The following is a 21,783-nucleotide window of genomic DNA, read 5'->3' on the forward strand; positions in this document are numbered from 1 at the left end:
GCCTTACATCCTATGAACAAAAACCTAGTGCTGCTGCTGCTGGCCTCGGGGATGTTCTTTGCGCTGGTGTGGCTGAACTGGCAGCCTGCCAGACCCAAGCCCTCCGTGGTGGCTGAAAAGCCGGCTCCCGTAAAGCCTGCTGCTCCTCCTGAGGCGAGTACGGAAACGGTTTCCAAGGAGGGAGAGCCGCAGCCCAAGCATTACCGACCAAGACAGGTGTCTGAAGCCGTGCGGCGCAAGGTGGACGACTTCATCCGCCGCTACAAGGACGCTTCTCCCGAGGAACTGAACAAGAGCATGGAGCTGGCACCGCTGATGAAGCGCTTTGAGCAGGTGATGAACACGCCCGAATTTCTGAATGAGATGGAAAAGCGCATCGAGGCGATCAAAGCCGCGAGAGGTCAGGAGCACGGCATGCTGACCATCGGCACTGGCAAAAAACTCGATGAACCGGAAAGCCGAGCCATGCTGGAGGCGATGTTTTCTGACGATGCAGACCTGCTGCAGGAATACCTCCTCAACAAGCTCGATGGTGCTATCTTTGAATTTGCCTTTGATCCCACCCTGGAAAACGCAGGCAACGGCGTAAAGGTGCAAGGCGCACCGCCGCCAGCGCCCCCGGCCGGCAAGCTGCCGGATTGAGGGCTTGTCTTTCGCCGACGGTCTGGGTTTAAATCCGGCACATGAAGGCTAGAGCACTCTCCCGCCGTGATTTGTTCAAGCTCGGTACTGCAGGCGCTGCAGTGCTGACACATGCCGAGGCGCAGGCCGCGGGCAAGAAGGCGGGGCCGGTGTGCGAGGAGGGCGGCTGCTGCATCACTCCCTCAGGGGATTTTTACAATGTGGAACGCGGCAATCCGCTGCCATACAAGCTGCCCATCGAGAAGCAGCGGGAAATCGGCATGGTGCGTGAGACCTGGCGGCTTGAGGTCATCGCGGATGCAGCTAGCAATGCGAAGATCGAACGGCCCATGCTGCGCAGCGACGGCACGGCGCTGACATTTGAAAGATTGATGGAGATCGCGAAGACAAAGGCGGTCAGTTATTTGAAAGTGATCACCTGCAACAACCTCGCCGATCCTCTTGGGCATGGCCTGTGGGAGGGAGTGCCGCTGCGGGACGTGCTGTGGGAGTGCGGACCGGTGGAGAACCTGCGTCATGTCTGGTACCACGGCCACCACAACGAGGACCCGAAGCAGATCTTCAAATGCTACCTGCCGATGAACCGCGTGTTTGAAGATCCGCCGGGAGAGCTGCCGGTGATGCTCTGCTACAAGCTCAATGGCGAATTTCTCACCGGCGAGCGCGGCGGTCCGGTGCGGATGATTGTGCCGGAGGCCTACGGCTTCAAATCGGTGAAATGGCTGCAGCGCATTGGTTTTACCAACGCGCACCAGTCTGACGACACGTATGCGAACGGCAACAATGACATCAACTCGTGGCTTAAGACTTTCGCGCGTTTTGGCGACCTGCCAAACAAGCTAAGCGTGAAGGATGAACTAACGCTGCATGGCAATGCGCAGGTGGGCATCTCAGGACTCAGGCAAGTGCAGTACTGGCTGCGGAATGTGAATGAGCCGCTGCCTGCGAACGATCCGCTCTTCACCCGGGCGCCGTGGCAGGAGGCGCAGATCGTGCCCTTTGATGGCAGCGGCATTGCGGGTTTCAAAGGCGCCCCCTTGCATCCGGTCCAGTTTGATTCCGCCACAAGGCTGCCGCGCCAGTGGCCGCTGCGGCACACGCTGTGCCGCTGGACGACGAAGCTGGCGAAGCTTGCGCCTGGCAAGTATGAGCTGCGCTGCCGGACGATCGATGAAAACGGCCATGCGCAGCCGATGCCGCGTCCGTTTCCGAAGTCCGGGAAAAACAACATCCAAAAGGCCCTGCTGGAAGTGGTGGCGTGACGCCGCATGATTTTAAGTGTGACAACAATGAAGGTGGTTCCCGGCCCGGATGATGCTTTACTAGGCTGCCATGAGCTCATCCGCTGTTCCCTGGAAAGTCCTGTCGTCCCATGTCGGTGTCGGAATCCTCACTCCGGGCTGGACGCTTGATGTGGTGTACCCGGACTTTGCGGAGCCGAGGGAGTTTGTTCTGGATGTCGTGTTCGACTCATCGTTTTCGAGCATCCCCGTCGTCCATCTGGGGCTTACTGGATTCGACATGGACCGGCGGGAGAGCTCGAGGCTGACGCTGAAGGCGCAAAACATCACGGAATCTGGCTTTCAGGCGGTCATCTCCACCTGGGATGCGTCGCGTGTATTTTCCGTGGAGTTCAACTGGCTGGCCATCGGGGCCTGATCACGGCTTGCGAAAGCACCAGGAGCGGTAGGAGAGCTCGCCTGACTTCAGCGCTTCATAGACGCGTGCCCCGGGCACTCCGGCAAAGTCACGCCCGAGCGAGTGCAGCGGTGCAGGGAGGCAGCGGGAGACGAGCGCGGCGCTGTGGGCGGCGTTGTGCTCCATGCCGCGCAGCACCTCATGGCTGATGTCGCGGGTTTGCACGATCTCGAGCGGTGCCTGTGAGAGGGCCTGCTCCCAGTCTGCCCATTGATCGCGGAAGCGGAAGTCGGCGTAGAGGAAATGACCGTGTGTTTTCAGCACGCGGGCGACACTGGCCAAAAAGCCTGGGAAATCGGGGTAACAGTGCGAGGCCTCGACATTGATCACCGCATCAAACGTCTGAGGCGGGTAGGGCAATGATTGAGCATCTCCTTGCACAAAGCGGAGCCCGCTGACCTGATGGCGCTTTTTGCAGAAGGCGATGCCGGTGGGATTGAGATCCAGCCCCGTGTAGCTGGCGGGATGCAGTGTGCGCGTGAGCCAGGAGGCGCCGCCTCCGTGGCCGCAGCTCACCTCCAGCACGTCTTTGCCCTGCAGATCCACCTGCGTAGCCACGTGGTGGTAGAGCTGGATGCAGGCGCGGTTGGGTTCGTCAGCGGGGTCAAGCTGCAGGCCCACAGGCGGGTCGGCCTCGAAGGCGTAATTCAAAAACAGCACGTCCTCATTGCGCAGCCGACGGGTGAGAAAGGGGTACCACAGCTGCCAGATGGCTTTGCGGACGGGGCCGATGGAGAAGAGACGTTCGAGCAGGGACATGGAAGTGCGGAGCGTGGGGGGTGATGATGGCAGATGCAACTTGCCAGTTGGCATTCGTTGTGCGGGAATAAAGTCGCCGCCGCCGCCTCACATTGGCACTGCATGTCCTGCCCGTCATGAAAGACAGCCCTCAAATTTCATCCAGCGAGGTCACGCCTGAGGAGACCTTTCTGAACCGGCGCTTCTTCATGAAGTCCGCCATCTGGGCGGGTTCCACGTTGGCCACAGCAGGTCTGTATCGCGCCTTCAGCCCACGGCCCGAGGTGGCGAACACGGGCTCCGCCATCGCCACGGTGGCAGAGCCTGCTTTGCAGACGGCTCTGGCGGCAGATGAGAAGGTGAACTCCTTCACCGATATTGCGGGCTACAACAACTACTACGAGTTTTCGACTGACAAATCCGCCGTGGCTGCGAAGGCCAAAGACTTCGTGACTGATCCGTGGAGCGTGCAGGTGGGCGGGCTGGTGCAGAAGCCGCGCACCTTTGATCTGGCGGACCTGCTGAAGTTTGAATCTGTGGAGCGCATCTACCGCTTCCGATGTGTGGAGGGCTGGTCGATGGTCATACCCTGGGTGGGGTTTCCGCTGTCCAAGCTGCTGAACCAGGTGGGGCCGCTGAGCGCTGCGACGCATGTGGCGTTTGAGACTTACTATGACATCAAGCAGATGCCGGACTCGCGCCATGCAGGCATTGATCTGCCCTATGTGGAGGGTCTGAGACTGGACGAGGCGATGCACCCGCTGACGCTGCTGGCCACAGGGCTGTATGGCAAGACGCTGCCGAATCAGAACGGCGCGCCGGTGCGGCTGGTGGTGCCGTGGAAGTATGGATTCAAGAGCATCAAGTCGGTGGTGAAGATCACGCTGATGGACCGCGAGCCGCCCACCACCTGGAGTCTCGCGAATCCGGGGGAGTACGGCTTCTACTCGAATGTGAACCCGAAGGTGGACCATCCGCGCTGGTCGCAGGCGCATGAGCGGCGCATCGGCGAAATGGGATCGAGGCCCACGCTGATGTTCAACGGCTATGCGGAGCAGGTGGCGCATATGTATGCGGGCATGGACCTCAGCGTGGATTTCTAGACCCGTCATGAATTTCAGCGCAGACACCCGTTTTCACCGGCAGCTTTTCTTTTTCAACGGGCTGCTGCCTGCGCTGCTCATCCTGATCGATGGCTGGCGCGGCAGGCTTGGGGTGAATCCTGCGGAATTCATCACCAGAACCACGGGGGTGCTAACGCTGGTCTTTCTAATGCTGACGCTGCTGGTGACTCCGCTGCGCAAAATTTGCGGCTGGAGCTGGCTGCTGAAACAGCGCCGCCTGCTGGGCCTGTATGCCTTCTTTTATGGCCTCGCGCATCTGCTGACCTACCTGGCCTATGACCGGGACTGGCAGCTGCAAACCGTGGTGGGAGATGTGTACAAGCGGCCCTTCATTGCGCTGGGCATGTTCAGCTTTCTGCTGATGGTGCCGCTCGCGGTGACTTCAACCAATGCCATGATCAAGCGGCTGGGCGGGCAGCGCTGGGCTCAGCTCCACCGCCTGACCTATTACATCACCATCGGCGGCGTGCTGCACTACTGGGCCATTGTGAAGTCGGATGTGACTTATCCGCTCTTCTTCGCTGCGGTGCTTGCGCTGCTGCTGGGGTATCGCGTGGTAGAGGGCATGAAAAAAGCGCGGGGTGCCTCAGCACCGCGCGCTTCGTAAAATTCGCAGGAACAGCCTGATTACTTTTTCTTGGCAGGGGCAGCGTTCCAGACCTTGATGTCATCAAACCAGCCGCTCTGGCCGGCGACGCCGAGCTCGATCTTGGACTTCGTTTCATGGCCGATGCCGGGGGACTTGAGGAAGGCCACGGCCTTGCCGTCGATGCTGACACGCATTTCATCGCCGACGGTTTCCACCACCACGGTGTATTCCTTGTTCTGCTCCAGCTTCACGGGGAAGGTGGCACTCTTGCCGGCCATGAGCTTGTTCACTTCGTCCTTCTTGGCGGGGTCTTTGCGGAGCTCCTTGATGATCAGGTTCTGGCTGCCTTCGCGCTCATCCATGATGGTCACCTTGTCGAGGCGGATCTGGGCACGGCAGAGGTGGCCGTAATGGGCGGCGGTGTATTTGCGGTCGTCGAACTCCACATCCATCATGGTGCAGCCGTCGAAGCGCATCTTCACCTCGATCACGGTGTCCTTGGTGGGGACTTCCAGGCCGTAGACGGCGGCATGCGCGGTGATGATGGACTTGCCATCCTTGGAGGGTTCGTCCTTCACCCGGGTCTGCGTGCCTTTGAGCGCGTTGTTTTCAAAGACGAAAGTGTCCACCACGCGGTGCCAGCGCTTGTCGTGCTCGGTGCCGTTCATGTCATCGGAGAAGAGCAGTTCCTGCTTTTCAGCGATGGGCTTGGCGGGGATCTTGGGAAGGTCAGCGGCAAAGGTGGCTGCACTGATGAAGAGGAAAGGGGCAAGCAGGGTGCGGATGTTCATGGGCGCAAGGAAACGAGTCTATCTGGCGAGTTCATGCGCTGAAATTGCTGAACTTGAGTCAGCGCTTGAGTTTCTTGGCTGCGAAGTGTCTTGTCGTTTCCTATGAGCCAACCTGCCTGCCCGATGTGCGAGATGAATGATGTCCTGGACCATGCCGACCGCTTTGAGTGCATGACCTGCGGACACGAGTGGCCGAAGGAGGCGGCTGCCGATGAGCCGGAGGCCGAGCGCGTGGTGAAAGACGCCTATGGCAATGTGCTCGCGGACGGAGACATCGTGGCCATGATCAAGGATCTGAAGCTCAAGGGCTCCAGCGAAGTGCTCAAAGTCGGCACCAAGTCCAAACCCATCCGTCTGGTGGACGGCGACCACGAAATCTCCTGCAAAATGGACGGCATGGCGATCGGGCTGAAGGCCTGCTTTGTGAAAAAGATCGTCAGCTAGGAGGCTGGTGCGGCAGCAGCATTGAGCTTGGGATTGATCACATGGCGCCACCATGGGGGCAGCAGCACCATGGCGATGGCCCAGAAGTAACCCACCGGAAGTTTGGGGGCTGTGGGCTCGGGGTCCAGCAGGTAGTAGGGCTTCACCGCGATGTGGTGGTAGGAGTGGTGCCCGACGCGGAAGGTGATGTAGCTGGAGAAAAAGTGGTAGGTGTCCCAGGAGTGCTCAGCGCCTGTTTTTTCATACTCGCCGTCCGTTTTGCGGCGCATGAGGCCGTAGTGCTGGATGTAGTTGACCGACTCCAGAACGATGTGCGCGCCCAGGATGTGCGCCAGGTAGAACAGCAGACCGTTGAGCCCTGACAGCAGAAACAGACCGGCCAGCAGCGCCATCTGGCCCAGGGCGTAAATGAGCATTTTGTTTTTCAGCAGGCCTTCGCCGTTGCACCGACGGGCCTCCATTTTCCAGCAGCGGATCATGCTGCCGGGAATCGTGCGGAAGATGTAGGAATAGATGCCTTCGTTGAGCCAGGCGGTGTTTTCATCCTGATCTGTCCCGGCGTGAACGTGATGGCTGCGGATGTGAATGAGCTTGTAGTGGGGGTAGAACAGGAAGGTGGTGAGCAGTCTCTGCATGATCTGATCGAGCTCATCCTTGCCATGCAGCAGCTCATGCGCAGCGCCGAAGCCAATGCCGCCCAATAGGCTCGCAGAGGCGATCAGGATGCCGATTTCCATGGCATTGAAGCGATCGAGGGACATCGCCAGCCAGACCACCGAGACCATGTAGAACAAGGCATAGAGGCGTGTGTTCCAGTGCAGCACCGCCAGCTGACCTGCGGAAAAGTCTGCCTTTTCATAATGACCGTCATCCTGCCAGCCGGTAAGCCAGTCCAGCAGGGGAAGCGCAACCTGCAGAAAGATGATCGGCAGGAGCAGCCACCAGCCGCCGCCCCAGACTCCCAGGGCCAGCATGACAAAGAGCGCATGCGGCAGAAGGCAGAACATGACATGACGGCTGAGGGGCGGCTTGGTCTGGCTTTCAGCGGGGGGGGATTCCATGATGGCAGTGTTCGAGTCCGTTTTCCTAACGATGCGGCGGCGCATCATTCAGAGCCACTAAATCTTTATTTAGCTGGCGGTTTTCCTGTGCTGCAGAACCATGGATGTGATGGTGATCATGCGTCACATTGAGTTCCATTTTTCATTATGTCCGAACCACACACAGCCCCCTCTCCGCAGCTCTTCTTTGAAACGATCAATGCTTTTCAGAAATCCGCAGCGCTGAAAGCTGCGGTGGATCTGGGCCTTTTTGCTGCCATTGGCGAGCCGCCAGCCACGGCGACTGCCGCCGAGATCGCGGAGCGCTGCCAGTGCCCGCTGCGCGGCATCCGCATCCTCGCGGACAATCTCGCGATCATGGGCTTCATCACCAAAGAGGGTGGGAGCTATGCGCTCACTCCGTCGTCGGCCGTCTTTCTGCTGCCGCAGTCTCCAGCTTACATGGGCGGAGCGGTGAATTTCCTTCTCGCGCCCGGTCTCACCGAGGCTTTCACCGATCTGGCCTCCACCATCCGGCTGGGACGCCTGCACACCACGGAGCACGGCACCACTGCGCCGGATCATCCGGCATGGGTGGAGTTTGCCCGGGCCATGGGGCCGATGATGATGCCCACCTCCCAGGGAGCGGCGGCGCTGGCGCCGCTGGATGCGTCCCGCGACACGCGCGTGCTGGACATCTCCTCCAGCCACGGGGCCTACGGCATTGCGGTGGCGCTGAAAAATCCGCGCGCGCACCTCGTGGCGCTGGACTGGGAGGCGGTGCTGGCCGTCACGGAGGAAAATGCCTGGGCTGCGGGCATCGCGGATCGTTTCAGCAAGATCGTGGGAGACGCCTTCACCGTGGATCTCGGCAGCGGCTATGACGTGGTGCTGGTGCCTAATTTCCTGCATCACTTCAATGTGGAGGACTGCACCCGCTTCCTTAAGCGCGTGCATGCGGCGCTGCGTCCGGGTGGCAAGGTGCTGATTGTGGAATTTGTGCCGAATGAAGACCGCATCACTCCGCCGCCAGCGGCAGGCTTCAGTCTTGTGATGCTGGGCACCACGCCGGAGGGGGACGCCTACACCTTTGCGGAGTATGAGAAGATGCTCGCTGAGGCAGGATTCCACGCTGCCGAGCTGCACCCGCTGCCACCCACGGCACAGAGTGCAGTGCTCGCGGTGGCGTGATGCGGGCTGGTTACTTCGCTCCCGGGGTCAGCCTGCCTTCGTCGATCTCGATGAACTCAAACATCGTCTGCACGGTGCCGGGGGGCAGGCCGATCTCCTCCAGGCGCTCGTTCAGACGTTGTGTGCCGGCATCGCGCCAGCCGCGCTTGGTCATGAAGGCGTTCCACACCTCGATCTCCTGCTCGGTGGGCTGGCGACCATTGGCATAGGCCCAGGCGAGCAGGCTTTCATCGCTGCCCCCTTTGAGCGCTTCAGCTTCGAGTGCGGCGTAGTCGATCTGCAGAAACTCGCAGCAGCGCCAGTCAAAGCTGCCCTTCACCGCTCCACGCATGGGCTGCCAGTCCTTGGGCAGGTTGCCGGCGGCCATGAGGCGGATCTTGTCCAGCATGCGGCCGAAATAGACGAGGCCGTTCACCTGGTCGTAGGGGCTGCGGAGTCCGGGAATGAGGGTGGGGTAGGGGTGTGCCATGATGGAGTGAGCATCGACAGCACAAGCCTTCGGTTCAAGCAACACCTGAGGGTGAAGCAGCCTTTGCAAAGCGCGCATTTTTAAATATAACGGGACGGCATGCGCAGTCAGAAAATCAACAACCGTAGTCCCCGACCTTTCAAGACGAAAACGGACCGCTGGTCAGGCGGGCAGGGATTCATTCCCTTTTCAGGCCCCAAGCCGGCGGTGCGTCCGGCCAAGCAACTGCCCGAGGCCAGGCCAGAAGCGGAAAAGCCCGGGGACAAAGCCAAGGAATAGGAGACTGCACCTCATGGCAAACCCGGACAATGTGCAGATGGCGGCGAACTTCGGAGCCTTCATGCTTGCTGCAGGCGGTCTGGGTTTGCTGAGCGGCACCACGCTGGGGCGGAGCGGCCTGATTCGCCGTGCTGAACAGCCGGCGGCATTTTATGTCACCTGCTGCAGCCATCTGGCCGTGGGTGCTTTCTGCTGCCTGGGCCAGTATTTTGCGCCCACCGCCTGACCCGTATGGTGCGTGTTTTCATTTTATGGCTGGCCGTGAGCCTTGGCGCATTTGCACAAAGCTCCGCTGTGCGCCGTGTGATCTTGTTTGGGGATTCCATCACCGCAGGCGGTGCGCTGCCCAAGGAGGAGCGTGGCATGCTCTGGGTCACCCAGGTGCAGGAGCAGTCTGAGCGGGCCCTCATTCTGGTCAATGAAGGCAAAGGCGGCAGGCCCACGAACTCGCTGCCCGAGTTTGATGAGATGCTGGCGCGGCATGCAAAGGCGGACGCACTGGTGATCGCCCTGGGCATGAATGATTCACGCGACATCACACCGCAGTGTGTGCCCAAGGCGGTGGCGAATGTGCGGGCGATGATCGGGAAAGCGCGCGCGGTTTACGGAGCCAGGCTGCCTGTGCTGCTCGTGGGGCCCAGCAACATCAACAAGGCCGCGCTGGGGCCGACGAAGCCCATCGCCAATGAACGCGAGGCCAAGCTGCGCGAGCTCGGTGCCGCGTTTGAGATGCTCGCGGTGGAAACGAAGAGCGAGTTTGTCAGCCTCTTCGGAGCCGTGCCGGATGCTGCACTGCTCAAAGACGGCGTGCATCCCGATGGTGCCGGGAATGACGCTATCGCGAAGGTGATGGGGAAGAAGCTGAAGGCGTTGGGATGGTAGCGGCACATGCTCCAATCATCTGGCCCGGGCGATGCCGGACTTCACGTTGGAGATGGCCTTGGTGATCTTTTCCTGCATCTTCGCCTTGTCGCCTGTGGTGGCAAAGGCGATGGCCTCATCCACGTAGCCGATGGCATGCTTGCGCTGCCCTTCTTTGTTTGGCCTGGCATGCACCAGAGCCTTTCTGGCGGCACGCAGGCTGGTGAGCGGCGCCTTGGCCGTGTGGGCGGCTTCCAGATGCCCGAGGGCCGTGCGCATGTGCGGCTGGTCATCGGCTTCGTTGGCGGAAAGCGGTGTGAGGGCCGGGATCAAAACCATGGCCAGCATCAGACGGATGGCGGTTCGGCGGTTCATGACGTGCTTGGTTGAGTTGGCGGAATTATAGCCAGCCGCCTGAAACCACGTCAATGCCCTGATTTACCGCAGCATCATCCACAGCGTGCTGGAGCCGTGGCCGGGCGGGAAGTCCACAGGGGGGGGCAGCTTGACGTAGTCGGCCGTGCGGCGCTTGCCCTTTGCGCACCAGCGGGCGCTACGCTCCAGCCTGGCAGGGTCAAGTTTGGTGCAGTTCGTGGAAAGCAGGATGGCGCATTTCGGCGCTGCCACTTCCAGCGCGGCGCTGAGCAGGTCTTCAAAGTGGTCCTCCACCTGCCAGCGGCGGCCGTTCTTGCTGCGGGAAAAGGTGGGCGGATCGAGGATGATGGCGTCAAAGCGCTCGCCACGCACAGCGAGCTGTGGCAGAAGTTCGGCGGCATCCTCCGCCACAAAGCGGTGCTTCGTTTCCGCGACGCCATTGAGCGCGAGATTGTGCCTGCCGCGATCCAGCGACTTGCGGGACAAATCCACGCTCAGCGTCTCCGCACCTGCCAGCGCGGCCACCAGCGAGAAACTGCAGGTGTAGGCAAAGGTGTTCAGCACGCGCCTGGGCTTCAAAGCGTGCAGCTTGGCGCGGTTCAGGCGCTGGTCCAGGAACAGCCCGTGACTGTAGCTGGCGCCGATGTCGAGGCCGTAGCGAATGCCGGCCTCCGTGACCACCGTGGTGAGCGGCAGGGAGGCATCGCCGCTGTGCAGCACCGGTGAGACGCGGTCGGCGTTCTTGATGGGCATGAACCGGTGGAAGACGCGCACGGGCTGCCAGCCGGAATCTGTGCACCACTTGGTGAGTCCAGCAGAGAGTTCATCGCGTGCGGCATCGCTTTTGTAGGAAAGGATCACGTCATCACCCAGCCGCTCCACCCAGCCGCCGGGGCCTGAGGCGAGGCGATGCGCATTGGTGCCTGCAGCTTCAATCGTTTTGCACTGGGCGGGAGTCATCCAGATCACGGATGGAGGAGCAGGACGGGGGGCGGGGGGAATAATCACTGCCTCACTCCTGCCGCAAGAAGAGCGGCGAGGCAATGGAGGTGTTTGGCTTCAGCGGTCGAAGCACGCAGCCCGCCTTACCTGCGGTGCTAAAACACAATGCCAGCTAATACTGGATAGCCGGCAGGAGAACCCTCAAAATCCCTTCATCCTTCACCCGTCCAGTATGGCGAGGCAGTTATTTGTAGCCAAAAACCTTCAGGTCATCCCTGCAGGCGAAATCTTGGACGTAGCACTTGCTCACGCTGACCTTTCTTAAATGAGGAAGCTTTATAAGTGATAACAGTGCATCGCGGTCTATTTTGATGCCGACACCACTGAAAACCTCCAGGCTGTTCATTGAATCAAAAAAGCACCCTTTTAAACCGAACTGGCAATGACTAACATTTAATAAAACAAGTGAGAGGCATTGCATAATGACGCTGGCTTCTGGTATTTTGCCGCAACGTTCTAATTCCAGCCGCTGCAAATGCTCCAACGATGAAAGTGCCTGGAGTTCAAGGAAGGAAGAACGTCCCAAATCTAAATCAATAATCTGAGGGCATTGATCGAGTCCGTCTGTGTGCGGAATTTTGCAATCCCAAAGACGCAGTTGCTTCAATTTGCGCATTCCGGCGACGAAGGAACAATTGGCCGCTTTTACTCCCCTCAGCTCAATCCATTCCAAAGCTTCACAAGCCTTGAGATCGTTCAATGAAAATGTTTTTGGCCCGGACCGGAATTTTTTAAGGTTCGGAATATGCTTCAAGAGAGAACAATCAAACCAGCAGTAATCTCCTGTGGTGATCTCTTTGAGTGATGGAATGGCCAGAAGCGCCGAGCAGTCGGCAGACTTGGGAAGATGATTGATGTGTAGACTTTGGAGAGCAACAAGCCCTTCTAGAAAGCCAAGGCTCTTCAGTTCGCTGATCGGTTGCATTAATACAATGCGTTTGAGGTTTGGAACTGCCGCCAGTTGATCCGCCAATGCCGCTACATCCAGAGGGTCATTTTTGATGGTGGCCTGCAGCCCATCCTCATAATCCTCGAATTTAATTTGATTGGAACTGTTTACGGTCGTCATATCTTTATCTCCATGCAAAACTGCATGCTGATAGTGCTCTGATCAAGCCTCACTCCTTCGGCGGCCACACAGCGCCTGCGAGCTCCTTGGGCAGTTGTGTTGGATCAGTCGGGTAGATGAGCTTCATGTCGGGCTTGTTGGTGGCACCTGGAAGCAACTCTGTCTCCTCCGGCGCACCGATGATGAGCCAGAGCACTTCTTCGGCGGTGTCGTTAAACACCTGGCGCAGTTGATCCGGCCCTACGTGGACACCGCCATGTTTCGGCACGGTGAGTGTTTCATCGCCCACGCGCATGCGGCCCGTGCCCTCGAGGACAAAGTAGAACTCCTCGGCGCGGATGTGTTTGTGAAGCGTGTTCGCGCTCATGGGCGGCATGCGCCAGAGGCGTGCGCCCATGTTTTCGCTGCCGGTGCGCTCCAGAAAATCTGCGTTCGGGATGCGCATGAGATTCGACAGGCGCCAGGTGAGATCATCCGGCGTGATGAGATGGAAGCCTTGCACGGGGTTCATGGTGTGGCGCATGATTGCGCCGCCTCGCGCTTCCGCAACTGCCCGCAGGCGGCATCGATGTCCGGCCCACGTGCGCGGCGCAGGTGGGCCACGGTGCCGTGGGCGCGGAGTTCGGCGAGGAAGGCCTCCGTTTGCTCCAGGCTGCTCGGCGCATAGGTGCGGCCACGCAGGCTGAGGCCGGTGGCATTGTAGCGCAGCAGATTCACATGCATGCGCCGTCCTTTCAGCAGACGCGACAGATCGCGCGCCTGCGAGAGGGAATCGTTCACGCCATCGAGCAGGCAGTACTGGATGGTGGTGATGCGGCCGCTGCTTGCCTGATAACGATCCACGGCGGCGAGCACGTCCTGCACATCAAAGCGTTTGCCCATGGGCAGCAAGTCAGTACGCGTTGCATCATCTGGTGCGTGCAAAGACAGCGCGAGATGCACGCCTAGATTCGCCGCGCGCAGTTCATCGATTCCGGGCACGATGCCCACGGTGGAGACGGTGATCTGCCGCCAGCCAAAGGCGCCGAGTGCGGGATCGGCGATGCGCCGCACCGCAGCCAGCACGTTTTTGAGATTCAGCATCGGCTCGCCCATGCCCATGAAGACGATGGTGCGCAGCGTGCGGCCGGCAGCGTGTGCCTCGCGACGCAGGTGGATGAACTGCTCCACGATCTCGCCGGAGGTGAGATTTCTCTCAAAGCCGGTCTGCGTGGTGGCGCAGAAGTCACAGCCCATGGCGCAGCCCACCTGGCTGGAAATGCAGCCCGCTGCGCGGTCCGGGTGGTAGTCTGGCATGAGCACGGACTCCACCGTGCGGCCATCATGCAGGCGCAGCAGCAGCTTGGTGGTGCCGTCTTCGGAGACCTGACGCATGGCGAGGCTGGCAGCAGCCGTGGGAAAGGCGGCCTGGAGCTGTTCTTCGAGCTTTCCAGGAAGAAGGAAGCCTGCGCGGCTCTTTGGCGGCTCCGCAGCCAGCAGGCCACGGATCACACGCGGCGTGTGCGCATTGTTGAAGCCCTGGCTTTGCATCCATGCACCCAGCTCCTCGGCGGAGAGGTCGGTCAGAGGGCGTGCGGTGGTGCAATCTGCGAGCGATTTATCGTAAGCCATGACGGCTCAGCTATGCGGACGCTGGAAGCTTTTGCGAGCTTTTTCCGCCTTGGCGCGGATGAAGCAGCCGTTTGCGTGGTCATTGATGAGACCCATCGCCTGCATGAAGGCATACACCGTCGTCGGGCCGACGAATTTCCAGCCGCGCCTTTTCAGCTCCTTGGAAAGCGCAACGGATGCTGCCGAGGTGGAGGCGGTCAGCGGTTTCCCGAGTGTCCGGGGATCGGGCTCATAGCGCCAGACAAAGGCGGCCAGGGAGCCCTCCTGCTTCACCATCTCGCGTGCACGCTGCGCGTTGTTGATGACGGCCTCGATCTTGCCGCGATGGCGGATGATGCCTGCGTCTTCAATCAGGCGCGCCACGTCTTTCTCCTTGAAGCGCGCCACGCGGTCGAAGTCAAAGCCGTGGAAGGCACGGCGGAAGTTTTCACGTTTTGCGAGGATGGTGCGCCAGCTCAGGCCGGACTGAAACCCCTCCAGGCTGAGCTTTTCAAACAAGCGGTGATCGTCCGCCACAGGGAAGCCCCACTCCGTATCGTGGTAGGCGGGGAATTCCGGTGCGGAGGCGCACCAGTGGCAGCGCTCTTTGCCATCATCGGAGGTGTGGGGCAGGCTCATGGTGGTTCAGGAAACGAGGAATTGAAGACGCTCATCGGCCATGCCGGGGGCGAATTCGTGGAGCTCCGCGGTCACGATGCCTTCGGCGACGAAGGGATCTTCAGCGATACGCTGCTGCAGGTCAGCGAGCGAGGTGTGGTGGGCAAGAATGCCGCCGCCTAGGCCGGGCTCCAGGCTGCCCGCCAGCAGAAAAACGCTTTCGGCAAAGCCGCGTTTGATCCAGGCCTTGTGGCCGTCCATGAACTGGCCGGCCTGACTTTTCTTTTCGGTGAAACGGAGAAAGATGATGAACATGAGGTGAGGTGTGTACGAGGTGAAAAGATCAGCGCCGAGCGCGGCGGGCGGGCTTGGGGCTCAGTCCGGCGAGCCACTCCTGCACACGCTGTACCTCGGCGCGGATGAAGGACTCATCGTGGAAAGCCTGCGCCAGTGTGGCGGTGCCCTGGCTCCAGGCCAGCAGGTGCATGGCGTGGGCCTTGGATTCGTCTCCGCAGCCGAGCTGCTCAAACTGGCGCTTCAGCCAGTCGCGGAAGAGGGTGAAGATCTTGTTTGCCTGTGCGAGCGCGGCGTGCTCCAGCTTGGCCAGCTCCGTGCAGAGGGTGCCCACCGGACAGCCGTGGAGGAGGATTTTCGCACGGTTCATGATGAGAATGTTGATGAAGCAGCGGATGCGATCCGCCGCCGTGCAGCCGTCAGCCTCCCATTGCTCCAGCATGCTGCGTGTGCGCCGCAGCCGCAGGTCGATCACGGCCTCCAGGATGTCGTCCCGGGTCCTGAAGTGGAAGGTGAGATTTCCGCGCGTGATCTGCACCGCCGCCGCGACGTCTGCGACGGATGTGTATTCGAAGCCCTTCTGATAAAACAGACGGTCTGCGGTCTCGATGATCCGGTCTCGTGTGCTAGGGGCGTTCATACTGGCCTGATGATGCGATTTAGGACAAGTGTCCTATAGTGTCAAGGGCGTGATGTGAGTGATATTTCCGCAGCCGTTCAGCGTTTCAGCGCATCATGCCCACGCCTCTTCGTCTTGCTGCCCTCCTCGCTCTTTCATTCATCCCGCATTCCGTGCCTGCGGCGGAGGCGGAGTACAAGCCGGAGCTGTTTCAGACGCTGAAGCCGGTGTATGCAGACACCTTTGATGCAGGCCCGCTGAACACGGAGTTCTGGGAGGTGCGGCAGAGCACCACGTGGGCGGTGAAGGACGGCGTGCTCACCGGCAGTCCTTCGTCCAAGGAGTTTCAGGAGAGGAAGAAGGCCAGCGACGATCCCTCCCACGCGGGGCTCAAGCCCGTCATATGGCTCAAGAAGGTGCCGGAAAATTTCGTCTGCGCCATGCGCGTGCGCTATGATGCCACAGCCTACCAGAAAGGCTTTCCGCTGTTTGACCTGGGCCACCACACTCACACGCTGAGCTTCGGGGAAAAGGCCACCACGCTCACCATCAAGAAGAACGTGCAGAGCGCGCCCGTGGAGCAGCCGCTGTTTGCGCTGAACCAGTGGCACGAAGTGGTGATTGAGCTCAAAAAAGGGAAGCTGCTCCTCAGCATTGATGGGAAGAAGCACCTCTTTGAGAGCAGCAACATCGACATGACCGGTCAGGCGCAGATCGACTTCAAGGCAGTCGATTTTGGCACCTGCCAGATCGACTCCATCAGACTGTGGGAGGGGCTGTGAAAGCTGGCTGGCTTTGGTCCTAGAGGGCCAGGTCCTGGCTCAGAGCGCGCCGTGCACCTGAAGCAGCTGCACCTGGAAAATGAGGTCGCTGTTGGCGGGGATGGCGCCCATGGACTGCGGCCCGTAGCCAAGGTTGGAGGGGATGTAGAGGAGGAAGACATCGCCCGGCTTCATGAGCTGCAGCGCCTCCGTCCAGCCGGGGATGACCTGGTTCACACCAAAGGTGGCGGGCTGGCCGCGGTCGTAGGAGCTGTCAAAGACGGTGCCGTTTGTCAGCGTGCCGCGATAGTGCACGGTCACGGAATCGTTGAGTGCAGGCGACTTGCCGCCTGCGGGGCCTGCGGTGAGCACTTTGTAGCGCAGGCCGCTTGCCGTGGTCACCATGCCGTCTGCAGACAGAGCCCCGCCAGCAGGCACCGTGGCGGCGGCTTTCTGAGCCGGTTCAGATTTTTTGCTGCTTTCACAGCCGGGCATCAGGAGCAGCAGCGCAGCGGACAGGGACGAGCATATCAAGGGGCGGTTCATGGCGGCAGTGTGGTCTGGGGGGTGGTGCTGGTGTCATAGTGGCGGACCCCGGCTGGCGGAAGATGTGGGTGGGAAAGAGGTGTCGTGCAACCGAGATACGAAAGGAAGGGAGGCCGGAAAAAGGGACGCTGAGGTGGTTGCTGCCTCACCGCAGCCATTCGCACGGGTCCAGGCTGTAGTATTTCATCAGCTCTGCATAGAGCTCCGGCCGCTCTTCGGAGAGCTGCCGGGGCTTTTCGAAAAAGGTCTCCGTGGCGACCGCGAAAAATTCGGCAGGATTGGTCGCGCCGTAGGCGTCCAGCGTCTTCTCGGTGCCTTCCTCCGTTTTCTGCAAAAAGTCGGCATAGTTGTCATGAAACACGCGCGACCACCTGCGGTAGGCCGCACCGCTGGCCAGGGCGGGGGCACCGTCCGTGGGGCCGTCTTCGCGATCTAGCTGATGGGCAAACTCATGGAAGGTCACATTGTCGCCGTCATCCGGGTAGTGCGCCCCCTGAGCCACAGAGTCCCAGGCCAGCACCACGGTGCCCCAGCGGGAAGACTCCCCCAGCCGACGCACCGCCCCCTCTGTGACGATGCCGTGGGCGTCCATGCGCGTGCTCACGGAGCTGAAAGTGGCCGGGTAGACATACACCGCGCTCAGCTTTGGGTAGGGGCGGCCTTCGCGCTGCAGCACCAGCAGGCAGGCCTGCGCGGCTATCGTGAGGATCATGGACTCCGTGAGCTCCAGACCGCCGCAACCTTCAAAACGGACGCTCGAGATGAACTGCGTGATCCGCTGGTGCAGCCGCAGCCGCAATTCCTCCGGAAGCCGTGTATAAAGGGGCATGTTTTGTTGCAGCAGCCCGATCCATTCCGGGCGGAAAACTTCTGCCATCGTGGCCCCGCCGCCAAACAACTCCTTGAGCTTCTGCCAGATCATGAGCGTCACGATACTGGGGCTGGACGATGCTGCCAGATCATTTGTGGGGAGTCTGGGCCTAGGGGGCCTCACCTGCGCGCAGAGTGCTTCGTCAATGAGTGCCCTCGGCGCCTGTCTTCTGGGACTCCAGGTTCATGACGTTGCTGAAATGCTTGGTGACGCATTTCGGGCAGATGCCATGGGTGAACCGGGCTGCGGAGTGGGAGGCGACGTATTCTTCAATCTGCTGCCATTCTCCGCTCTCGTCCCGGATGTCCTTGCAGTAGGAGCACGTCGGCAGGAGGCCCTCCAGCGTGCGCACGCGGGCGCGCAGGGCCTGGGTTTGCTCAGAGAGTTTGCCGCACAGGAAGGTGATGAAGAACAGGATGGCGAGCCGGATGAGGGCATTGATGATGGCCACGGGCAGCGTGTAAGGGATGCCCCAGGCACACTGGATGCTGAACCGGATGATGCACAGGATGGCCCCCAGCCAGAGGGCGGTGCGGAGGCCGCAGTTCCACGCCATGAGCGCGACGGGGATCACAAACAGGAAAGGGAAGAATATGATGGGGCCCGCCAGGAAGTCGCTGCAGGCCATCAGCAGGGCAATGCAAAACAGCACGTGCCTGTTGTTCCAGGGATACCGTTCGAAGAAGTATTCAGACGGGGGTGGAGGCTGAGGTCCATTCATGGCGATGAGGCTTAAGAAGCATGGAATGGACGCTGCACAAGTGCTGAGTCACGCAGGTGACTATGAATCAGTGACCTAAGGGCGGAATAAATTCCGCCATATCCTGCATGCGCCGGAATGGGGGCGGGCTGGAGTAAGGCTCTGCGCCATGGCCGGTAGGCCCTGCGCGTGCTGTATTTGGAATGACGGGGAGCGTTGCCCGTGGAGGGTCACTTTTCTGCAAACACCGGCTCGAACAGTGGACTGAGGAGTGCCGCGCCTTCGCGGGTGAGGTGGTGGCTGTCGTAGTAGAGGATCTGGTCGTTTTTCAGGACTCCATAGATGCCGTGAGGATTGAGAAAGAGATCGGCGGGATCGATGACGGTGGCTCCCATGCGGGTGAGTTCCGCAAAGGTGGGTTCCAGGGCGGCATGTGCCTGCTGGTGCTTTTCTTTGCTGAGGCCGAGGGAGTGGATGTCTCCGCCGCGCAGGGTGGTCAGGGCTGCAATGCGGGGGACGTCAAAGCCAGGTGCTGGCACGTCTCTGAGCAGGAGCACTTGCGAGCCGGCAGACATGAGCGCACGGACGGTGGCGATGAGATCCGCCCGAAACTCGGCTGAGGCGGCAAAGGCGTCCCATTTGGCTGTCATGATGACATGGGGAATGTGCTCCCTGGCGGCAAAGGCCACCACGCTTGCGGCCACTTTGGGCGCGAGCTGGCCGAGGCCGAACTCGCGCGGAGTAATGTAGTCTAGGACGGGTGGTGTGGAGTGAAAGCCGGCCAGAACGCCGCGCCGCTGATGCTCGCGGCAGAGTTTGTCGATGGCCGGGGTGATGGCCATGGCGTGGCTGTCGCCCCAGACGAGGACGTGGATGGGCTGTGCGCGCCCGGCAGAGCCGAGTTCGGTGAAGTTTCCAGCCAGCGCGTTGTCCGTGCTGATGACCTCGCGGAAGCCATGGCTGTTCCGGCTGGCGGCGTAGGCCAGCGCGCTGGCAGGGTAGCGCGAGGGGATGCCTTTCAGCGCAGAGACCATGAGCGCGGAGGCGATGAACACGCAGGTGACGGCTCCGCCAAAGGTGAAGATCTGCCGCCTCTCGCTGAGCCAGCGCCGCTGGCGGAATGGGGTCTCGATGCATTTCCATGAAATCACGGCCAGGACGAAGCTGGCCAGCAGAAGGCCGACGCGTGCGACGGTGGTGAGCTCGTAGACCGAGAGATACTTCGCAAAAACCAGCAGCGGCCAATGCCAGAGGTACAGCGGGTAGGACACCAGGCCGATGAAGACAAAGGGCCGCCACGAAAGCAGCCGCCCCGCCAGCGAAAGCCGGGCATCGCTGGAGGCAATGACGAGACCTGCCCCGAGGCAGGGGACCAGTGCGGCTACCCCGGGGAAGCGTGTGGTTTCATCATACCCCAGCACCGCCAGGCCGATGAGCGCCAGGCCGAGCACGCCGGCTGTCTCCCGCACCAGCCTGCCTGCCGGGAAACGACCGCGATAAACGGCCAGCAGCACGCCGAGGAGCAGTTCCCATGCACGAGCCGGCAGCAGGTAGAAGGCCGCGCGCTGATTGTGCGAGGAGTAGCTGAGGGCGACGCAGAGCACCACGGAACCGAGTGTGATGCCCCCAAGCCAGCGCTGCCAGGAGCCCGGGCGGGCGCGCACCAGATAGGTGAGCAGCAGCGGAAAGAGCAGGTAAAACTGCTCCTCCACCGCAAGGGACCAGGTGTGGAGCAGGGGCTTGGTGTCTGCGCCGAGATCGAAGTAATTGCCGTCTTTCCAGAAGTAGAAGTTCGCTCCCATCAGCGCCTGGGCCAGCACGGATTTGCCGATGCGCAGAAAGTCCTCTGGCAGGGAAAAGAGCCACGCAGCCACAAGCACCGCCACCACCATGAACGTGAGCGCGGGCATGATGCGCCGGATGCGCCGCTCCCAAAACTGCAGCATGCTGAAGCTGCCCGCAGAGATCTCCCGCAGGATGAGGGAGGAGATGACATACCCGGAGATGACAAAGAAGACATCCACCCCCACAAAGCCGCCCCTGCAGCCCAGCCCCGCGTGAAACAGCAGCACTGGCAGCACCGCCAGCGCCCGCAGCCCGTCCACGTCCGGGCGGTAGCTGAAGGATGGGGCGGGGGAGGAGTCTGTCTGCGCTGTCATGGGCGAGGCATCGGGCGGGAGCACTGGATCGGAGAATATACCTCCCCTATGGCTTATGGTTGATAGGCTTCAAGGTTATCTTTGGTAGGTGCGCTGTGCAGGTACATTTTCCGCCTGCAGCCGAAATGGACTCGGCCATATTGAGGTTTTGGCTGGAAAAGGGATGCCCGGCCGCTGGCGAGCCGCCACGGCATGAACGATGGCAGCGCTCTGGGCTGGTGTGTGTGCCCAGTTGCTTTCAGAGGCGCGTTTGATCGCCAGGATGTGTGAGCAGGGCCTGAGGGGGGCATCAGGTGTACCGTGTGCGCTGCTCCCAAAGGGGGCTCCTCGTGGGACAGCAGGCGCTACGGCCGATGCGCGGAGCCCGCCGTGGTGTAGCACCCGCCGGCTTTCTGGCCTTGCTGTCCGTGGAAAGGAACGGGGGGATCTTTGGCGCGTGAACTGTGGCGGCGCAGGGCAGGGAGGTAACCACCTTGACCGAGCTGCGCTGTCCTTCACACGCTGATTAAACCGGAAGACCAATCAGATGCAGGGTCTCGATTTTCTGGCCCGAGGAGCGCCGCTGCATCGCGGCGCATGCCCGGGGAAAGCTTGTGCTGGCCTGAGCTCAGATCCCGCCACGTCCGTGCATGGCGGAGATCCGAGATGCAGGCCGTGGTCATTCAGTGCATGCCCTTGGTCGATGACATCACCATACCTGCCCGTCTCACCTCATAGGGATGGGAGGTGGGAGCGGCATTCTCGGCGGCCTGCCAGGTCAAAGGCCCCATGTGAACTGAGCCTTTTCTCGCGGAGTGCCGCAGGGCCTGGGCTTGGTAGAAGCTGTTGTCGGCCATGCTGCGATGGTCGTACTGGAACGGTGTGTAGAGCTTCGGGCTGTACTGCTGCAAAGCCACGCCATTGATCATGTAGAGCGGGCCGGTGACGCCGGGTGAGGACTGGAGCACCGTTCCGGTGTGAACCCACTGGATGCGCGGAGGATGGGCACAGGAGGACAGGCTGGCGAAGAGACCGGTCACGGACAGTAGCAAGAGTGCGCGTTTCATGGTTGTTGTTTTGGGTTGGGGGTTGAGTGAATGCTTTGACACTCGCTTCCAATAAGTGGCTCAAAAATGATCGTGCTAAAAAACGGCGGTGAAAAGCGCTGCTCGATTCTTTAAAAAGATGTGGATGCCAGCGCTAATGAAGCCTGGGCCGACGTGCCAAGCTGGGGCATCGACCTATTGTTTGCCTGCGTGTGCTGCCACGTGCGAAACCCATGGCCCGATGCTTCGTTCCGCATAGGCAGCCGAGCCTTGAGATCTTATGGGCTC

28 protein-coding genes are annotated in these 21,783 nt (G+C 60.8%); 11 read left to right on the forward strand and 17 right to left on the reverse strand.

Annotation, left to right across the window (positions count from 1 at the left end):
• Positions 1 to 12: 12 nt before the first annotated feature.
• From ACFQDI_RS02275 to ACFQDI_RS02285, 3 genes are all read left to right on the forward strand, one after another.
• Positions 13 to 642 (forward strand): hypothetical protein, encoded by a 630-nt coding sequence (locus ACFQDI_RS02275; RefSeq protein ID WP_377162964.1) that lies wholly within the window; start codon positions 13 to 15, stop codon positions 640 to 642.
• 41 nt (positions 643 to 683) lie between these two features.
• Complete coding sequence (locus ACFQDI_RS02280; RefSeq protein ID WP_377162966.1) at positions 684 to 1,904, forward strand: molybdopterin-dependent oxidoreductase; 1,221 nt, start codon at positions 684 to 686, stop codon at positions 1,902 to 1,904.
• Positions 1,905 to 1,974: 70 nt separating this feature from the next.
• Positions 1,975 to 2,301 (forward strand): H-type lectin domain-containing protein, encoded by a 327-nt coding sequence (locus ACFQDI_RS02285; protein WP_377162968.1) that lies wholly within the window; start codon positions 1,975 to 1,977, stop codon positions 2,299 to 2,301.
• Here ACFQDI_RS02285 and ACFQDI_RS02290 read toward each other — a convergent pair whose 3' ends face one another.
• Entirely contained in the window at positions 2,302 to 3,099 is a 798-nt protein-coding gene (locus ACFQDI_RS02290; protein ID WP_377162970.1) for a phthiotriol/phenolphthiotriol dimycocerosates methyltransferase, read from the reverse strand. It abuts the gene before it with no gap.
• Positions 3,100 to 3,215: 116 nt separating this feature from the next.
• Here ACFQDI_RS02290 and msrP point away from each other — a divergent pair, with 116 nt between their 5' ends.
• Together msrP and ACFQDI_RS02300 are read left to right on the forward strand one after the other, a co-directional pair.
• Positions 3,216 to 4,181: a protein-methionine-sulfoxide reductase catalytic subunit MsrP gene (msrP, locus tag ACFQDI_RS02295; RefSeq protein ID WP_377162972.1), complete on the forward strand. Its 966-nt coding sequence runs from the start codon at positions 3,216 to 3,218 to the stop codon at positions 4,179 to 4,181.
• 7 nt (positions 4,182 to 4,188) lie between these two features.
• Positions 4,189 to 4,809 carry a protein-methionine-sulfoxide reductase heme-binding subunit MsrQ gene (locus ACFQDI_RS02300; RefSeq protein ID WP_377162974.1) on the forward strand — a complete coding sequence of 207 codons (621 nt, stop codon included), beginning with the start codon at positions 4,189 to 4,191 and terminating at the stop codon, positions 4,807 to 4,809.
• Positions 4,810 to 4,829: 20 nt separating this feature from the next.
• Here ACFQDI_RS02300 and ACFQDI_RS02305 read toward each other — a convergent pair whose 3' ends face one another.
• Entirely contained in the window at positions 4,830 to 5,582 is a 753-nt protein-coding gene (locus tag ACFQDI_RS02305) for a hypothetical protein (RefSeq protein ID WP_377162979.1), read from the reverse strand.
• Between the two features lie 102 nt (positions 5,583 to 5,684).
• Between ACFQDI_RS02305 and ACFQDI_RS02310 the strand changes: the two genes are divergently transcribed.
• Positions 5,685 to 6,026, forward strand: a complete 342-nt coding sequence (locus tag ACFQDI_RS02310) for a zinc ribbon domain-containing protein YjdM (RefSeq protein WP_377162981.1) — start codon at positions 5,685 to 5,687, stop codon at positions 6,024 to 6,026.
• Here the strand turns inward: ACFQDI_RS02310 and ACFQDI_RS02315 are convergent.
• On the reverse strand, positions 6,023 to 7,087 hold the full coding sequence (locus ACFQDI_RS02315) for a fatty acid desaturase (protein WP_377162983.1): 1,065 nt from the start codon (positions 7,085 to 7,087) through the stop codon (positions 6,023 to 6,025). The two genes, ACFQDI_RS02310 and ACFQDI_RS02315, sit on opposite strands and share 4 nt — an antisense overlap.
• A 147-nt stretch (positions 7,088 to 7,234) precedes the next feature.
• Here ACFQDI_RS02315 and ACFQDI_RS02320 point away from each other — a divergent pair, with 147 nt between their 5' ends.
• Positions 7,235 to 8,257, forward strand: a complete 1,023-nt coding sequence (locus ACFQDI_RS02320; protein ID WP_377162985.1) for a methyltransferase — start codon at positions 7,235 to 7,237, stop codon at positions 8,255 to 8,257.
• 10 nt (positions 8,258 to 8,267) lie between these two features.
• Here the strand turns inward: ACFQDI_RS02320 and ACFQDI_RS02325 are convergent, their stop codons facing one another.
• Positions 8,268 to 8,726 (reverse strand): DUF5069 domain-containing protein, encoded by a 459-nt coding sequence (locus ACFQDI_RS02325; protein WP_377162987.1) that lies wholly within the window; start codon positions 8,724 to 8,726, stop codon positions 8,268 to 8,270.
• A 99-nt stretch (positions 8,727 to 8,825) separates the two neighbouring features.
• Here ACFQDI_RS02325 and ACFQDI_RS02330 point away from each other — a divergent pair, with 99 nt between their 5' ends.
• The 3 genes from ACFQDI_RS02330 to ACFQDI_RS02340 are packed head-to-tail and all read left to right on the forward strand — an operon-like array spanning position 8,826 to position 9,887.
• On the forward strand, positions 8,826 to 9,005 hold the full coding sequence (locus tag ACFQDI_RS02330) for a hypothetical protein (protein ID WP_377162989.1): 180 nt from the start codon (positions 8,826 to 8,828) through the stop codon (positions 9,003 to 9,005).
• Between the two features lie 13 nt (positions 9,006 to 9,018).
• Positions 9,019 to 9,231: a hypothetical protein gene (locus ACFQDI_RS02335; RefSeq protein ID WP_377162991.1), complete on the forward strand. Its 213-nt coding sequence runs from the start codon at positions 9,019 to 9,021 to the stop codon at positions 9,229 to 9,231.
• Between the two features lie 5 nt (positions 9,232 to 9,236).
• Positions 9,237 to 9,887: an SGNH/GDSL hydrolase family protein gene (locus tag ACFQDI_RS02340; RefSeq protein WP_377162993.1), complete on the forward strand. Its 651-nt coding sequence runs from the start codon at positions 9,237 to 9,239 to the stop codon at positions 9,885 to 9,887.
• Positions 9,888 to 9,902: 15 nt separating this feature from the next.
• On the opposite strand, the gene ACFQDI_RS02345 is transcribed toward ACFQDI_RS02340, so the two are convergent.
• From ACFQDI_RS02345 to ACFQDI_RS02380, 8 genes are all read right to left on the reverse strand, one after another.
• Positions 9,903 to 10,241 (reverse strand): hypothetical protein, encoded by a 339-nt coding sequence (locus tag ACFQDI_RS02345; RefSeq protein ID WP_377162995.1) that lies wholly within the window; start codon positions 10,239 to 10,241, stop codon positions 9,903 to 9,905.
• Between the two features lie 63 nt (positions 10,242 to 10,304).
• Positions 10,305 to 11,201: a class I SAM-dependent methyltransferase gene (locus ACFQDI_RS02350; protein WP_377162997.1), complete on the reverse strand. Its 897-nt coding sequence runs from the start codon at positions 11,199 to 11,201 to the stop codon at positions 10,305 to 10,307.
• Positions 11,202 to 11,427: 226 nt separating this feature from the next.
• On the reverse strand, positions 11,428 to 12,312 hold the full coding sequence (locus ACFQDI_RS02355) for a leucine-rich repeat domain-containing protein (RefSeq protein WP_377162999.1): 885 nt from the start codon (positions 12,310 to 12,312) through the stop codon (positions 11,428 to 11,430).
• Positions 12,313 to 12,361: 49 nt separating this feature from the next.
• Positions 12,362 to 12,823 (reverse strand): cupin domain-containing protein, encoded by a 462-nt coding sequence (locus ACFQDI_RS02360; protein WP_377163001.1) that lies wholly within the window; start codon positions 12,821 to 12,823, stop codon positions 12,362 to 12,364.
• Complete coding sequence (rlmN, locus tag ACFQDI_RS02365) at positions 12,820 to 13,923, reverse strand: dual-specificity RNA methyltransferase RlmN (protein WP_377163003.1); 1,104 nt, start codon at positions 13,921 to 13,923, stop codon at positions 12,820 to 12,822. Before rlmN ends, ACFQDI_RS02360 begins: the two co-directional genes overlap by 4 nt.
• 6 nt (positions 13,924 to 13,929) lie before the next feature.
• Positions 13,930 to 14,541 (reverse strand): DNA-3-methyladenine glycosylase I, encoded by a 612-nt coding sequence (locus ACFQDI_RS02370; RefSeq protein WP_377163005.1) that lies wholly within the window; start codon positions 14,539 to 14,541, stop codon positions 13,930 to 13,932.
• A 6-nt stretch (positions 14,542 to 14,547) separates the two neighbouring features.
• Positions 14,548 to 14,835: a YciI family protein gene (locus tag ACFQDI_RS02375; RefSeq protein ID WP_377163007.1), complete on the reverse strand. Its 288-nt coding sequence runs from the start codon at positions 14,833 to 14,835 to the stop codon at positions 14,548 to 14,550.
• Positions 14,836 to 14,863: 28 nt separating this feature from the next.
• A complete protein-coding gene (locus tag ACFQDI_RS02380) occupies positions 14,864 to 15,454 on the reverse strand; it encodes a TetR/AcrR family transcriptional regulator (RefSeq protein WP_377163009.1) in 591 nt (196 codons plus the stop codon).
• 95 nt (positions 15,455 to 15,549) lie between these two features.
• Between ACFQDI_RS02380 and ACFQDI_RS02385 the strand changes: the two genes are divergently transcribed.
• A complete protein-coding gene (locus ACFQDI_RS02385) occupies positions 15,550 to 16,215 on the forward strand; it encodes a LamG domain-containing protein (protein ID WP_377163011.1) in 666 nt (221 codons plus the stop codon).
• Positions 16,216 to 16,254: 39 nt separating this feature from the next.
• On the opposite strand, the gene ACFQDI_RS02390 is transcribed toward ACFQDI_RS02385, so the two are convergent.
• The 5 genes from ACFQDI_RS02390 to ACFQDI_RS02410 all read right to left on the reverse strand — a co-directional run bounded on the left by ACFQDI_RS02390 (position 16,255) and on the right by ACFQDI_RS02410 (position 21,516).
• Positions 16,255 to 16,740, reverse strand: a complete 486-nt coding sequence (locus tag ACFQDI_RS02390) for an FKBP-type peptidyl-prolyl cis-trans isomerase (protein ID WP_377163013.1) — start codon at positions 16,738 to 16,740, stop codon at positions 16,255 to 16,257.
• Positions 16,741 to 16,885: 145 nt separating this feature from the next.
• On the reverse strand, positions 16,886 to 17,662 hold the full coding sequence (locus ACFQDI_RS02395) for a M90 family metallopeptidase (protein WP_377163015.1): 777 nt from the start codon (positions 17,660 to 17,662) through the stop codon (positions 16,886 to 16,888).
• 91 nt (positions 17,663 to 17,753) lie between these two features.
• Positions 17,754 to 18,332: a hypothetical protein gene (locus tag ACFQDI_RS02400; RefSeq protein ID WP_377163017.1), complete on the reverse strand. Its 579-nt coding sequence runs from the start codon at positions 18,330 to 18,332 to the stop codon at positions 17,754 to 17,756.
• 209 nt (positions 18,333 to 18,541) lie between these two features.
• Positions 18,542 to 20,470, reverse strand: coding sequence for an acyltransferase family protein (locus ACFQDI_RS02405; protein ID WP_377163019.1), 1,929 nt, complete (start codon positions 20,468 to 20,470; stop codon positions 18,542 to 18,544).
• Positions 20,471 to 21,132: 662 nt separating this feature from the next.
• Positions 21,133 to 21,516, reverse strand: a complete 384-nt coding sequence (locus ACFQDI_RS02410; RefSeq protein ID WP_377163021.1) for a hypothetical protein — start codon at positions 21,514 to 21,516, stop codon at positions 21,133 to 21,135.
• Positions 21,517 to 21,783: the final 267 nt, after the last annotated feature.

The sequence above is a fragment of the Prosthecobacter fluviatilis genome, from assembly GCF_042655725.1.
GTDB lineage: Bacteria > Verrucomicrobiota > Verrucomicrobiia > Verrucomicrobiales > Verrucomicrobiaceae > Prosthecobacter > Prosthecobacter fluviatilis.

Excerpts from the sequence above, each read along its gene's own strand:
- ACFQDI_RS02390 (WP_377163013.1), bottom strand. The coding sequence starts at position 16,740 with ATGAACCGCCCCTTGATATGCTCGTCCCTGTCCGCTGCGCTGCTGCTC.
- ACFQDI_RS02325 (WP_377162987.1), bottom strand. The coding sequence starts at position 8,726 with ATGGCACACCCCTACCCCACCCTCATTCCCGGACTCCGCAGCCCCTAC.
- ACFQDI_RS02370 (WP_377163005.1), bottom strand. The coding sequence starts at position 14,541 with ATGAGCCTGCCCCACACCTCCGATGATGGCAAAGAGCGCTGCCACTGG.
- ACFQDI_RS02315 (WP_377162983.1), bottom strand. The coding sequence starts at position 7,087 with ATGGAATCCCCCCCCGCTGAAAGCCAGACCAAGCCGCCCCTCAGCCGT.
- ACFQDI_RS02355 (WP_377162999.1), bottom strand. The coding sequence starts at position 12,312 with ATGACGACCGTAAACAGTTCCAATCAAATTAAATTCGAGGATTATGAG.
- ACFQDI_RS02345 (WP_377162995.1), bottom strand. The coding sequence starts at position 10,241 with ATGAACCGCCGAACCGCCATCCGTCTGATGCTGGCCATGGTTTTGATC.
- ACFQDI_RS02340 (WP_377162993.1), top strand. The coding sequence starts at position 9,237 with ATGGTGCGTGTTTTCATTTTATGGCTGGCCGTGAGCCTTGGCGCATTT.
- ACFQDI_RS02405 (WP_377163019.1), bottom strand. The coding sequence starts at position 20,470 with ATGACAGCGCAGACAGACTCCTCCCCCGCCCCATCCTTCAGCTACCGC.
- ACFQDI_RS02330 (WP_377162989.1), top strand. The coding sequence starts at position 8,826 with ATGCGCAGTCAGAAAATCAACAACCGTAGTCCCCGACCTTTCAAGACG.
- ACFQDI_RS02400 (WP_377163017.1), bottom strand. The coding sequence starts at position 18,332 with ATGAATGGACCTCAGCCTCCACCCCCGTCTGAATACTTCTTCGAACGG.
- ACFQDI_RS02395 (WP_377163015.1), bottom strand. The coding sequence starts at position 17,662 with ATGATCTGGCAGAAGCTCAAGGAGTTGTTTGGCGGCGGGGCCACGATG.
- ACFQDI_RS02410 (WP_377163021.1), bottom strand. The coding sequence starts at position 21,516 with ATGAAACGCGCACTCTTGCTACTGTCCGTGACCGGTCTCTTCGCCAGC.
- ACFQDI_RS02335 (WP_377162991.1), top strand. The coding sequence starts at position 9,019 with ATGGCAAACCCGGACAATGTGCAGATGGCGGCGAACTTCGGAGCCTTC.
- ACFQDI_RS02380 (WP_377163009.1), bottom strand. The coding sequence starts at position 15,454 with ATGAACGCCCCTAGCACACGAGACCGGATCATCGAGACCGCAGACCGT.
- msrP (WP_377162972.1), top strand. The coding sequence starts at position 3,216 with ATGAAAGACAGCCCTCAAATTTCATCCAGCGAGGTCACGCCTGAGGAG.
- ACFQDI_RS02360 (WP_377163001.1), bottom strand. The coding sequence starts at position 12,823 with ATGAACCCCGTGCAAGGCTTCCATCTCATCACGCCGGATGATCTCACC.
- ACFQDI_RS02375 (WP_377163007.1), bottom strand. The coding sequence starts at position 14,835 with ATGTTCATCATCTTTCTCCGTTTCACCGAAAAGAAAAGTCAGGCCGGC.
- ACFQDI_RS02280 (WP_377162966.1), top strand. The coding sequence starts at position 684 with ATGAAGGCTAGAGCACTCTCCCGCCGTGATTTGTTCAAGCTCGGTACT.
- ACFQDI_RS02300 (WP_377162974.1), top strand. The coding sequence starts at position 4,189 with ATGAATTTCAGCGCAGACACCCGTTTTCACCGGCAGCTTTTCTTTTTC.
- ACFQDI_RS02385 (WP_377163011.1), top strand. The coding sequence starts at position 15,550 with ATGCCCACGCCTCTTCGTCTTGCTGCCCTCCTCGCTCTTTCATTCATC.
- ACFQDI_RS02285 (WP_377162968.1), top strand. The coding sequence starts at position 1,975 with ATGAGCTCATCCGCTGTTCCCTGGAAAGTCCTGTCGTCCCATGTCGGT.
- rlmN (WP_377163003.1), bottom strand. The coding sequence starts at position 13,923 with ATGGCTTACGATAAATCGCTCGCAGATTGCACCACCGCACGCCCTCTG.
- ACFQDI_RS02275 (WP_377162964.1), top strand. The coding sequence starts at position 13 with ATGAACAAAAACCTAGTGCTGCTGCTGCTGGCCTCGGGGATGTTCTTT.
- ACFQDI_RS02310 (WP_377162981.1), top strand. The coding sequence starts at position 5,685 with ATGAGCCAACCTGCCTGCCCGATGTGCGAGATGAATGATGTCCTGGAC.
- ACFQDI_RS02305 (WP_377162979.1), bottom strand. The coding sequence starts at position 5,582 with ATGAACATCCGCACCCTGCTTGCCCCTTTCCTCTTCATCAGTGCAGCC.
- ACFQDI_RS02290 (WP_377162970.1), bottom strand. The coding sequence starts at position 3,099 with ATGTCCCTGCTCGAACGTCTCTTCTCCATCGGCCCCGTCCGCAAAGCC.
- ACFQDI_RS02320 (WP_377162985.1), top strand. The coding sequence starts at position 7,235 with ATGTCCGAACCACACACAGCCCCCTCTCCGCAGCTCTTCTTTGAAACG.
- ACFQDI_RS02350 (WP_377162997.1), bottom strand. The coding sequence starts at position 11,201 with ATGACTCCCGCCCAGTGCAAAACGATTGAAGCTGCAGGCACCAATGCG.